The 11,366-nt window shown below is 70.2% G+C and carries 14 protein-coding genes; 9 read left to right on the forward strand and 5 right to left on the reverse strand.

Annotated features, from left to right (window positions below):
* Positions 1-196: hypothetical protein (locus ACFV0O_RS27230; protein WP_380346161.1), on the reverse strand; the 196-nt coding region annotated here is incomplete at its 3' end.
* A 551-nt stretch (positions 197-747) separates the two neighbouring features.
* Here ACFV0O_RS27230 and ACFV0O_RS27235 point away from each other — a divergent pair.
* Positions 748-1,359: a hypothetical protein gene (locus ACFV0O_RS27235; RefSeq protein ID WP_380346163.1), complete on the forward strand. Its 612-nt coding sequence runs from the start codon at positions 748-750 to the stop codon at positions 1,357-1,359.
* Positions 1,360-1,773: 414 nt separating this feature from the next.
* Positions 1,774-2,142, forward strand: coding sequence for a hypothetical protein (locus ACFV0O_RS27240; protein WP_380346165.1), 369 nt, complete (start codon positions 1,774-1,776; stop codon positions 2,140-2,142).
* 5 nt (positions 2,143-2,147) lie between these two features.
* Here ACFV0O_RS27240 and istB read toward each other — a convergent pair whose 3' ends face one another.
* Together istB and istA are read right to left on the reverse strand one after the other, a co-directional pair.
* Positions 2,148-2,969, reverse strand: a complete 822-nt coding sequence (gene istB / locus ACFV0O_RS27245; RefSeq protein WP_380346167.1) for an IS21-like element helper ATPase IstB — start codon at positions 2,967-2,969, stop codon at positions 2,148-2,150.
* 3 nt (positions 2,970-2,972) lie between these two features.
* The gene (gene istA, locus ACFV0O_RS27250) at positions 2,973-4,226 is read right to left on the reverse strand and encodes an IS21 family transposase (RefSeq protein WP_380346169.1); all 1,254 of its coding nucleotides are present in this window, start codon (positions 4,224-4,226) and stop codon (positions 2,973-2,975) included.
* A gap of 53 nt (positions 4,227-4,279) precedes the next feature.
* Here istA and ACFV0O_RS27255 point away from each other — a divergent pair, with 53 nt between their 5' ends.
* From ACFV0O_RS27255 to ACFV0O_RS27265, 3 genes are all read left to right on the forward strand, one after another.
* A complete protein-coding gene (locus tag ACFV0O_RS27255; protein ID WP_380346171.1) occupies positions 4,280-4,543 on the forward strand; it encodes a 5-fold beta-flower protein in 264 nt (87 codons plus the stop codon).
* Positions 4,544-4,788: 245 nt separating this feature from the next.
* On the forward strand, positions 4,789-5,115 hold the full coding sequence (locus tag ACFV0O_RS27260) for a hypothetical protein (RefSeq protein ID WP_380346173.1): 327 nt from the start codon (positions 4,789-4,791) through the stop codon (positions 5,113-5,115).
* Positions 5,116-5,924: 809 nt separating this feature from the next.
* Complete coding sequence (locus tag ACFV0O_RS27265) at positions 5,925-6,284, forward strand: hypothetical protein (RefSeq protein WP_380346175.1); 360 nt, start codon at positions 5,925-5,927, stop codon at positions 6,282-6,284.
* 610 nt (positions 6,285-6,894) lie between these two features.
* On the opposite strand, the gene ACFV0O_RS27270 is transcribed toward ACFV0O_RS27265, so the two are convergent.
* Positions 6,895-7,872, reverse strand: coding sequence for a LuxR C-terminal-related transcriptional regulator (locus ACFV0O_RS27270; RefSeq protein WP_380346176.1), 978 nt, complete (start codon positions 7,870-7,872; stop codon positions 6,895-6,897).
* Positions 7,873-8,262: 390 nt separating this feature from the next.
* Here ACFV0O_RS27270 and ACFV0O_RS27275 point away from each other — a divergent pair, with 390 nt between their 5' ends.
* From ACFV0O_RS27275 to ACFV0O_RS27290, 4 genes are all read left to right on the forward strand, one after another.
* Positions 8,263-8,424 (forward strand): hypothetical protein, encoded by a 162-nt coding sequence (locus ACFV0O_RS27275; RefSeq protein ID WP_380346178.1) that lies wholly within the window; start codon positions 8,263-8,265, stop codon positions 8,422-8,424.
* 7 nt (positions 8,425-8,431) lie between these two features.
* Positions 8,432-8,740, forward strand: coding sequence for a hypothetical protein (locus ACFV0O_RS27280; RefSeq protein WP_380346180.1), 309 nt, complete (start codon positions 8,432-8,434; stop codon positions 8,738-8,740).
* A 114-nt stretch (positions 8,741-8,854) separates the two neighbouring features.
* A complete protein-coding gene (locus ACFV0O_RS27285; protein ID WP_380346182.1) occupies positions 8,855-10,198 on the forward strand; it encodes a CHAP domain-containing protein in 1,344 nt (447 codons plus the stop codon).
* Positions 10,199-10,418: 220 nt separating this feature from the next.
* On the forward strand, positions 10,419-11,114 hold the full coding sequence (locus tag ACFV0O_RS27290; RefSeq protein WP_380346184.1) for a hypothetical protein: 696 nt from the start codon (positions 10,419-10,421) through the stop codon (positions 11,112-11,114).
* A 130-nt stretch (positions 11,115-11,244) separates the two neighbouring features.
* On the opposite strand, the gene ACFV0O_RS27295 is transcribed toward ACFV0O_RS27290, so the two are convergent.
* Positions 11,245-11,366, reverse strand: a 122-nt coding sequence (locus tag ACFV0O_RS27295) for a helicase associated domain-containing protein (RefSeq protein ID WP_380346192.1), incomplete at its 5' end; no start/stop codon positions are given.

Raw genomic sequence — 11,366 nt, forward strand, 5'->3', positions numbered from 1 at the left:
TCTGCTCGCGGTGGGGCAGCGAGTACCTCGGAGCCGGGAGCCAGGCCGGCTCCGAGGACGTCCACAGCCGGGTCCGCGACGGGCGGCCGGGCCGGCCCCGGAGACCATCGAGCAGGCCCTCGACCACACCCGGCACGACGAGCGCGCCGCCGACCCGTACGCCGACGCCGGAGACGAGGCCGCCTACCGGGCGCACCGGCCCCACCGACACCGCCCGCCGACTCGCCGACCCCGCCGCACAACCCCTCTGCACTGCCCCGGACTGTGCCGGCCCGCACACCCAGAACGGCGCCGACCACCAGGCCCTCCGCGACCTCACCCGCCACCTCGACCCCGCCACGCCGCGCCAGGTCATGAACCGGCTGGAGCGCACCCGCACTGCGGCACCGAGCCCGCCCCGTCCCGCCCGTCCCGTCGTGCGCCCCAGCCGGCTCTGACGGCGCGGCGCCCGTGCTCCGGACGCGCGGTTCACCGTGCTGGTCATCCGCCCGGCCCCCGGCGGCGCTGCGCCCTGCCGGGCTGCCGGTGGTGTCGGTGGTGGGTTCCAGGGTGCGGCGGGTGACGACGTCTGACGAGATGATGCCGCGTCAGTCCGCCCGTACCCACCGTGACCTTCAGGTATCCCTCCGCCTCGACGGGGTGGCCTCCCGAGGCTGCTTTTTGACATCGCGAGGGCGGTCTCCGCCGTCTGGACGTCACCGGGAACGGATAGCCTCCGGCGGGGGCGGGTGGCTGATAGGAGTGGACGTGGACATCGAGGAGATGCTGGGCCGGCTTGGTGCGGTGATCGGGCCGCCGCCGGAGGGGGTGGTCCCGGTGCCGTGGGAGCTCGGGCCCGGGGCGCTCGGTTTCCAGCTGCCCGCGGACTTCCGGGCGTTCGCGGACCGGTACGGGATGGTCAGCATCAGCGACGAGCTGCACATCTACACACCGTCGGCAGCGCCCGGTCCCGAGACCGGGCAGCCGCTCGGCTTCGAGGGATTCCAGTACTACACGACGGAGCCCTACGGGTACTGTGCCTGGCTGGCCGAGGCCTACCGGGACGGGGACTTCGACGAGTGCCCGTATCCGCTGTTCCCGGCCGAGGGCGGCCTGTTGAACTGGGGCAACAACTACAACTCCGACCATTTCTTCTGGCTGATGCGGGGCCCGGACCCGGACCGGTGGCCGGTTGCTGCCAAGTTCCACTCGATGCGGGAGTGGGACCTGTTCGAGGGCGGCTTCCTGGAGTTCCTGCTGGCAGCGGTGACGGAACAGTATCCGTACCACGGGGACGTTGTTCCCGGCGGGATGAAGCAGGTCGGTGACGGCCGTGCCTATCGCCCTTGGGGTGACTGGTCGAAGCACCTCCGAGAGTGAGCCCACCGACATGGTCAACGGCCGGATCGAGGCGCTGCCGGGGCTCTCGGACGGTTGGAGTATGGGGCGGAGGTGACTTCCTGCTCCGCTCATGGATGTGGTGCCGGCAAGAGGTCGCCCCTCTACACCGCCCTGGACCGCGCCGGCCTCTACCTCCTGAGCGACCGCGACCACCAGGCCGTCCGCGACCTCACCCGACACCTCGACCCCGCCACGCTAAGCCAGGTCATGACCTGGCTGGAGCGCACCCGCACCGCAGCCCTCGCACGGCGCGGAACCGAGCAGCACGCCCTGTCAACGCTCTCGCAGATTTGACCCCGCACCAGTCCCGCAGAATTGACCCCCTGGGGTCGGTTCGGGCCTGTCCGCCGGCCTGTGCACGAGATGACGGTCACCTGCCCGATACTGTCCGGCGTGGACTTCACCTCTGGAGGGACGGACGGCCCGCGTCTTGACGCCGCTGCCGTGGCTCAGCTTGATGTCGGCAGCAACGTCTGGGGATCTTTGACCGGGACAGCCAGCGCCCAAAACGCGGCTGAGCTGTTCTTCCGCGCCGGCTGGCGGGTCCGGCGATCGAGCTGGACCGAGTTCCAGGTCGAGAACGAGTCCGCGGACCTTGAGCTGACTCCGCTCGAACCCGTCGTGTTCAGCGGGTTCGTGGATCCCGATCGCATCACTGACCTGCTGGGGGCCTTGAACGGGATGGGCTTGACCTTCAGCGTCGAGTTCGAAGACCGTGAAGGGCGAGAGCACATCTTTCGCTCGGCCGACCAGGGCGGCTGACAGGCTCAGTCGCGGTGGGCTCGGTTCTCCTGCGCCAGGAGCTCGCGTCGCTGACGGGTCCGGTAGGAGTCGCCGGTCAGGGTGAGAACCTCGGCATGGTGGACCAGGCGGTCGATCATCGCGGCCGCGACGACGTCGTCCGAGAAGGTCTCTCCCCACCGCCCAAAGGGCAGATTCGAGGTCACCATCACCGAGCCCTGTTCATAGCGCGACGCGATGAGCTGGAAGAACAGGTTCGCCGCGTCCTGGTCGAACGGGATGTAGCCGACCTCGTCGATAATGATCAACTTGTAGCGGCGGATCTTCTTCAGCTCCGCCTCCAGCCGACCTGCCTGGTGGGCCGCTGCGAGCCGGGCGATCCAGTTGCTGGCCGTGTCGAACAGGACCGAGTAGCCGGCGTGGGCAGCCTTGACGCCGAGGCCGATGGCCAGGTGCGTCTTCCCGATCCCGGGCGGCCCGAGCAGGATCACGTTGTCCGCCTTCGCGACGAACGTGCCCGTGGCCAGGTGCGCGAGGACGTCGCGGCGAAGGGAGGGCAGGTGGTCGAGGTTGAAGTCCTCCAGCGTCTTGACCTGCGGGAAGTGGGCGGTTCGGATCCGCATCGTGGTGCCCTTGCTCTCCCGGTCGGCGACCTGCCGCTGCAGCAGTGCGGCCAGGTACTCCTCGTGGGACCAGTTCTGGTCGCGGGCCTGGTCGGCCAGCTCCTCCCAGAAGGCGCCGATGGTGGGCATCTTCAGCACCCGGGTCAGGTAGGACAGCATGGACGGCATCCCGTCCTTCGGCGAGCCTGAAGCGGCGGCCGGCTTGGACTTCGTGGCTGTGGTCACGGATCACTTCGCTTTCGTGGACGGCGGGTTGAAATCGACGCCGAAGAGCGCGTCGTAGTCGGGCAGGGCCCGCAGTGCGACGGTGTGGCCGTCGGTGTGCTGGCGGACGACTGCCTGACGGCGGTGGCGGTCCGTCGCGAGGGCCTCGCGCATCTTCGCGGCGGTCGTCGCGTGGACGGGGTCAGTGATGACCTGCTGTTTCGCCCAAGACCGCTCGTGTCGGGCGACGATCTTGCCGTCGCAGAACACGGTCACGGTGTCCGGGGAGGCGGTGACGTCGACGAAGCGGCCGATGACCTGCGGGTCCACCGAGTAGTCGACCGTGTCGACGCGGACGTAGTAATCCCGGCCGAGCCGGATCCGCTGGCTCAGCCCGATCGGCGGCGTCACCGGCGGCAGCGGGATCATCGCCTGGTAGTCGGCCTCCAGCATGTCGACCGGGCGGCCCTGGATCGCCCGGACGGTGCGGGAGTTCGCCCTGACCAGCCACTCGTGCAGCTGCTGGTTGAAGTCCTGCGGCGAGGCGAACATGCGGCCGGGCAGGAACGACGTCTCCAGGTACTGGTTGTTGCGCTCGACCATCCCCTTGAACTCCGGATCCCGGGGCGGGGCGAGCTTGATTCTCGTGGCCAGGGTGCCGGCGAACGCGGCGGCTGGGGCGGTGACCTTCCCGGTGCCCCCGATCGCGGCCTCCCGGTCCCAGACCAGCGTCTTCGGCACTCGGCCGATGCCGTGGATCAGCGACCACATGCCCGACAGGATGTCGCCGCCCTGCCGGGACGGGATCATCACCGCGGACAGGAACCGCGAGAACCCCAGCGTCATCACCAAGACCGGTAGGATCCCCTGCTGACCAGCTCCCACCTGCACTTTCGTCTCCGGGAACCACAGATCGCACTGCGCGATCCGGCCCGGCTCGTAGACCACCCGGTCAACCGGATCGATCCCAACGTACTCCGGCCGGATCAGCGCGAGCCGCTTCCGCAGCGGCGGCAGCGAGTACGGCCAGCCAATACGCTCGGCGATCACCGGCGCCGGCATCCGCGGCCATTCCTGCAGCAGGGCCCGCATCTGCGGCTCGTAGGCATCCGCGACCTGGCCCCGCGGAGCCCGCTCGAACTTCGGCGGGCGGTCGGAGTTCAACGCGGCCCGGACGGTGTTCCGAGCCACCCCCAGCCGCCGCGCGATCTCCTTGATGGGCACACCCTCCGCTCGATGCAGACGGCGTATCTCTGCCCAGTCCTCCACCTTCAGCACCCTCCAAGAATGATCAAGGGGGTCAATAGTGCGAGAGCGCTACGGGGTTAGTTTTGCGGGAGCATCAACACAAGCGAGTCGGCAGTGTCTGGAGCAACGGCTGGGTCTACGACGCCCGGGACAAAATGATCGGCAGTGTCTGGAGCGGCGGCGCCGTCTACGACCTCCAGGACCGGCAGGTCGGCAGGGTCATGAGCAACGGTTGGGTCTACGACGCCCGGGACAAACAGATCGGCAGCGTCCGAAGCACAGGGAACACCGACCGCGAAACGAGGAATCACGGAGGCGCAGCCCTGCTGTTGCGACTGCTGCGCTGAGACCAGCGACGCCGTAGGCGACACCCTCCCAGCCAGCCGCTGAGGGGTCGCCCGGTCCGGCGGCCCCCACCCCGTGCCGTGCCCCGGCCCCGGAACCCCGCGCCAGGCCTCGGGGCCGTGGGTCCCCGCCCCGGCCCGGTGCTGCGCCCCGGTCGGTTCGGTATCCCGCTGCCGTCCTGGTCGTCGTCTCGGAGGTGTTGTCGCGTTCTGCGTTGCGCGGGTTGCCGAGCGCCATACTGCACGTCGTGGATCGCGAAAACCTGATTGCCGCCCTTGAACGACATGAGACCGATGCCGCCGGCCATGCCGCACTGGCCCTGCGCGCTGGGGCTTCGTTCCGGGTGTGGGCAGAATCGCCGGTGCCGGCCAGCCGGCTTTTCCACATCTGGGCATGGCGGGCCCGGTGCATGGCGGAGGACAACATCGTCACCTGCAAGGACTTTGAACAGGGGCTGCCGGACCTTCGGCGTGCGGGTGAGACCCCAGTCGCCATGGCGCGAGTGGATATCACCGAAGACTCGCGCCTCGTCTTCCTGGCCGCCGATCTGAGCTCATGCGTTGCCGTGCTGTAGCACTACGAGGCCGCTGACAGGGGTCCGCGCTGACCGTCCCCGCAGTTCTGTCCGCCAGTGGATGATCCGGGAGCGACAGCCTTCCGGGACAGCGGGACGGCCCGCCCGCGCTGCTGCCGTCGCCCTGGTCGTCCTGGCTGTTGTGGCGGCGCCCGGGCCAGGGGCTGCGCCCCACCGTGGACCCCTGCCAGGCGCCGTAGGCGTCCCCTGCCGAGGGGTGTGGCGGCCGTTTTGAGGGGCCCCACACCCCGGCCCTGCCTCTTCCTGCCCCGGACTGGCCCCCGGACCGCCTCCCCCTGGCCCCGCGGAGCCGCCGTTCTCGCTGCGCCGTACCCCGGGGCCGTCAGGCCCCGCCCCCGCCCCAGTGGAGCCGCAGGCGACGCCGTCGTCGGCGTCGTGGTCGCCGAAGGCGCCCCAGTCGTCATCGGCACAGTAACCACAGTCGGCTCCGGCATCGTCGCTGGCACCGACGCCCTGATCGATCTCCTCACTGAGCCCAAGCCGATTCCCGGCCCACGCCCCGGCGATCCGGGGGGCGAAGACAAGCGTCGGGACGGCGACTGCCGTCGCGGCGGTGAGGGCTGGGTCGACTACGGTACGCCCGATGCTGCCAACGGGAATCGGGCGACGCAGATGACTGCATGCCTTGACGAGGACTACCTCGCGGCGAACAAGGGCAGTGGCACCGTGCAGGACACCCGCCCGACCAGAACACCATCTACGAAGCCACCCCTGCGACCGCCTTGTTCGTCGCGGCGCTCCTCGCCCGCCGCACGACACAGCACGGCATGGAGGCGAACGGTGTGTGCGTGCTGCTACTGGCATGGCTCGCCGGGGTTGCCACCGACTCCGACGATGCCTGCGTCGCAGCCGGCAACCGCTACTTCGACGGGAACTACCTGGACGGCTACCCGGCCATGGTCGCCATGCGTGCTCTGCGACCAGCGCTCTACCGTGCCGTCTCACCGTTCCTCGACAACGCCGACCCAGCCGTCCGCGACACCGCGCTGGCCGCGGCCCTGGCCTTCGCAGAACACCCCGCCCTGGCCCACACCGAGACAACCTCATCCACCACGCCCGCCAGCTCCTCCTCACCAACGACACGCAGTGGCGCCGCCAACAGGCCCTCGACGCCCTGCGCGCCTGGGGACACGACACCACCGGCCTGACCCGCCCCGGCGACGACGACCGAAGCCCTTACACCAGCGACTCCCTCTGGCCCGACGGAGACTTCGCCACCCCACCCTTCTGACAGCCGGCAGCATCGACCCGGGGCCAGAGACAACCGAGCCGCCACGAACACCACTGCCACCTCCAGCCAACCCCACCAAACCATCCCCGACCCGCCAGACGGCCCGCTACGCCCACTCCACGCCGTGTTCGGCGAGCTGCTGTCCATGGGCGTTTTTCCTGATCAGGGTGGGGTGATGTGAGCTGGGCTGATCAGTTTCGTGTGCCGGTCGTTTCTGGGCCGCTATTCCGACTATTGGCAGTGCTGAGCAGGCCTGGTCAGGTTGTTTGGGCGGTGGTCAGGTTCGCTGATCGTTGGTAGGTCGGGGACGGTTTGGCTCGCCTACCAGCGGCTCGCTGCTGGTGGCGGCCCGTGCTGACCACGACCTCCACCATGGGCGGTGGCTCGGCGAGCCACCGCACCCCGCTGCTCCTGGTCCTCCTCGGTCGTTGGCAGGAGACGTCTGGAGATGGCTTCGGCGAGCGGGCTGGCCTGTACTGGCGTGTGCCGGGGTGTCCGGCAGGCGCATCAGCGTCGGGCAGTGGTTGTCAGAGCCAGCCCTTGTGGGCGGCCTTGATGCCGGCCTCGAAGCGGCTGCTGGCGCTGAGACGCTCCATGATCGAGGCCATCAGGCGGTTGATGGTACGAGAGGAGACGCCGAGCCGCTGGCCGGCGGTGTCGTCGGTGAGGCCGGAGCCCAGCAGACGCAGCAGCTTGCGCTCGGTGTCGCTCAACCCGGTCGCAGGGTCTTCGGCACGGGCCGCGCCGAGCGGGACGGCGGTCTCCCAGGCCTGGTCGAACAGTTCGCACAGGGCTCCCACCAGACCCGGCTCGGTGACGTGCAGCGCGCCCTTGCGGGTGTCGACGGGGTCGATCGGGACGAGGGCCTGGGTGCGGTCGACGATGACCAGGCGCTGCGGGATCACCGGGGCGGTGCGGATCTCGCCACCGTGGTCGAGCATCCAGTTGGCGTGGGTGACGGTGTACGGGACGTTGCGGACGGCGTCCTGGTAGAGGCTCTTGATCATGATGCCGCGGGCCAGCGCCTCGGCGTTGGTGGCCCGGGCGGCGTCCAGGTCCTCGGGGCGGTGGCCGGTGCCGGGGTGGACGCCGAGGCACTCGGTCTGCGCCCAGTGGCCCAACTCCTCCAGCCGGGCCTGGATGGCGTCCATGCCCAGCAGGCGTTCGCCGTGGGTGGCCCGGGTCTCGGCGCGGTCGGCGACCAGCCGGGTCACGGCAGCCCGGGAGGCGGCGAGCCTGGCCTGGCGGGCGGCCAGTTCGGCCTCCTGGCGTGCCAGCATGTCCGCGAGGCCGACTTCGGGGCTGACCGCGCGCATCTGCCCGGGGTGTTCGCTGGAAGCGCGCACCAGCAGCAGGGCGGCGAGTTCGTCGAGGCAGCCGTGCACCTGGCCGGCGGTGAGGTCCAAGTCGGCGGCGAGCGCGGCGACCCCGACGCCGGGCCGGTCGAGCATGGCCTGGTAGACGGCTGCGGCGGCGCCGGACAGCCCCAATGTTTCGAGCATCATGGTGTTGTCCCCCGTGAAGACGCGTTGCGCTTCGGCAGCCGCGGCCCATGATGACAGCCCCTTTACACCTCCTTCAAGATCCAATATGCGGTACTCCGTTACCGGACAAGGTAATTGAGCGTCCTGTCCGTAAGGCCAGGGATGGGGCTGATGCGCCGCTCTGCCGCGGGACGAATCGGGCCGGAACGGACCGCCCCGGCTCCGGCCTCGTGTCGGGATCCCGCCTGGCGCCTTGGCGACAGCCCGAAGCCCTACCGGTGCCACCACCGGGCCGCGAAGCTTGAGACATCGCCACCGGGGAGCATCCGGAGCGGCGAACGGACCGAGCGCCACCGCGGAGCGCCGAACCGGCCCAGGCACCGTCCCATCGCCACGTATAGGACAACGACCATGACCCGTCTGCCCGTTGCCGTCGCCACCGCGGTCGCCGCCCTCGCCGCCCTCGCCGTCACCCTGCTGCCCACGGCCGCCACCACCCTCGCCGACCCGACCCGCGCCACCCCCGCCACGATCTCCGTGCCGTTGGACGCCAACGAATTCCAGTGGGGCTGACCCGGCGGTGGACCTCGTCTACACCAGCCTGCACCGCCGCCCCGGCACCCCCAGGGCCCCGGCGACCGAGGCCGTCGAAACCCTCGACATCCTGTGGGCCCACACCACACCCGAGGACGGCCTGGAACACGCCAGCGCCCGCACCGAACCCGGCCGTCTCGACCTGCTCCTCTTCCTCCTCCCGCCCGAGAGCCCCGGTGCCCCGGACGCCACCGACCGCGCCGCGGCCCTGGTCGCCCGCAGCTACCGCAACTCCCCGGCACTGACACTGCGCTACCTCCCGCCGGCCTCCGCGCCGAGCGTCTCCGGCCGCTGACAACCCGCGCCCGGCCCCGCCGACCGCTGTTCCGACAGGCAGCCGTCCGCCCCCGTCATCCGCACGCACCGATGTTCGCCGTGCACCCCACACACTCCGACCTGAGGAACAGCCATGCCCCGGATCACCCGCCTCACCGCCGCCGCCGCGCTCAGCGCCCTCCTGCTCGCAGGTACCGCCTCCGGACCGGCCTTCGCCGCCACCACCCAGGGCAACGCGGCCGCCACCATCGCCGCGGCCAACATCGGGAAGGGGCCGTGCAGCACCAACAACGCCGGCGGCACCGGCTTCCTCGGCAGTTGCACTGGCGAGGAGTGGTGCGCCGACTTCGCGAAATGGACCTGGAACCAGGCCGGCGTCACCGACACCGGTGTCATCACCGCCGCCGCCTACACCTTCGCCAAGTACGGCACCGCCCACAACACCTTTCACTGGGTCAGCGACAGCAGCTACACCCCCCAGCCCGGCGACGCCGTGATCTGGGCCGGCAACGGCCGGAGCCTGCCCAGTGACCCGAACAACCTCGGCTTCGACGACGTCCAGCACGTCAGCCTGGTCCAGAGCGCGAGTTCCCGGACGAACATCACCACCATCGGCGGCAACGAGGGCAACAGTGTCCAGCAGAAGCCCGGCGTCAACCCGACCGTCAACCAGGACTGGGGCCAGAAGGTCATCGGCTACATCAGCCCCGTCGGCTCCCCGATCGTCCCTCCGCCCACGATGCCGCGGAGCAGTTCGTCGGGCCTTTCGGCGAAGTCCGACGGTGGCTACACCGCGGCCTGGAAGGGCAGTGACGGGAAGCTGTGGATCGGCACCGGCAGCGGGACGAACATGGCCCAGCCAGCCGCGCCCTGGCTCCTCGGTGTCGCCCAGGGCTCGAAGCCGTCCATCGCCACGCTGAGCGACGGCAGCTGGGTCACCGCGTGGGCCGGCGACGACGGGAAGCTGTGGATCGGCACCGGGATCGGCACGAACATGGCCAAGCCCGCCGAGCCGTGGCTGCTCGGCGTCTTCCCCGGCACCAGCCCGTCGATCACCGCCCTGTCGACCGGCGGTTGGGAGGTCGCCTGGAAGGGCGGCGACGGGAGGCTGTGGCTCGCCACCGGCAGCGGCACGAACATGAACCAGCCCGCCGAGCCGTGGCTGCTCGGTGTCGCCGACACGACCAGCCCGTCGCTGGCGGCGCTGCCCAACGGTGGTTACGAGGTCGCGTGGAAGGGCGGCGACGGGAGGCTGTGGGTTGCGACGGGCAGTGGCACGAACATGAACCAGCCGGCCGAGCCGTGGCTGCTCGGCGTCGACACCAACGGCAGTTCCTCCAGCCCGTCGCTCGTGACGCTGCCCAACGGTGGTTACGAGGTCGCGTGGAAGGGCGGCGACGGGAGGCTGTGGCTCGCCACCGGCAGCGGCACGAACATGAACCAGCCCGCCGAGCCGTGGCTCCTCGGCGTGGCGTAACCACCTCACACAGGATCAGACAGCGTCCTGCGGCTCCCGAGAGGAGATCCGCAGGACGCTGCTCTTGTCCGCACCACGGTTCCCCCGGCGCCTGGCCACAGCTGGCCCTGCGGCCGGACGCGGACGTAACCGCACCCGGTGACCACCCACCGCAACGAGACACCGCCGAGGCCGTTAGCCTGTTGCGGGGACGCACCAATGTCGAGGGAGGGGCGACCATTTGGGGACCACACTGCAGCAGCAGCTCGACGACCTTCTGGACCGTGCGCTGCCCGACCAGAACCCGGGCCCATGCCCGGCCGATGCCACCCCACAGGCACGCTATGAACACCTGGAGGCCACCAGGCTGCACCTGAGCCAGACCCTGGCCGCCGACCTGGCCCTGACCATGCGCATGGCCGATGATCTCCTGCCACTGCTCGCCCTCGACGACAACCTCACCAGCCAGCTCGCCTTTCCCCTGATAGCGGCACTCGGACGCCGCCCGGTCCTGACCCACCTCATCGACCACGCCCGCACCGGCAGCTGGCCGACCCGCGCAGGCGCCTGCTCGGCCGCCTACTGGGTCAGCGTGTGGCGCCCGACCACCCGGCGCGACGAGATCATCGCCACCGCGCGCAGCGGCACTCTGCCCGTCGAACAAGCCCGCACCCTTCTACTCCAGGACCAGCAGCACCCCAACGACCACATCAGCGACCTGTGGCCCCACCTCTGGAAGGCAGCAGCCGAGACCTTCGTGCACTGCCAGGACGACGAGCTGCGCCAGCGGCTCCAGACTGCCTTTCCGCTGGACGCGGACCGCTACCCGCCCGAACACAGTCCGCTGCTGGGCCAAGCCCGTCTGATCGCCGAGGACAGGTCCCACCTCTTCGACCGCCTGCTGACGCACCGCACCGGCTACGGCATCGCCATCTGATCCGCGCTGACAGCTCACTTCCAGAGCAAACCCGCAAGGCGAGGCCATGAGCGCTGCGGGTCAGGGCGGACGAGTCGCTACCGTGGCGCCGACCTCGGACACCGGAGCGGGCCCGGGTCCGGGGCCGGTCCTACAAGGCCACCCCAAGGGCCTCCAGCTGCCCGAGCTGCTCGGCCGACAGTTTGTCCCGGCGGGCCTTCTGGTTGTTCAGCCAGGTGCCCAGGGACAGCCCCTCATCGGTCTTGTGGGTGC

The sequence above is a fragment of the Kitasatospora sp. NPDC059577 genome, assembly GCF_042735475.1.
Taxonomy (GTDB): Bacteria; Actinomycetota; Actinomycetes; order Streptomycetales; family Streptomycetaceae; genus Kitasatospora.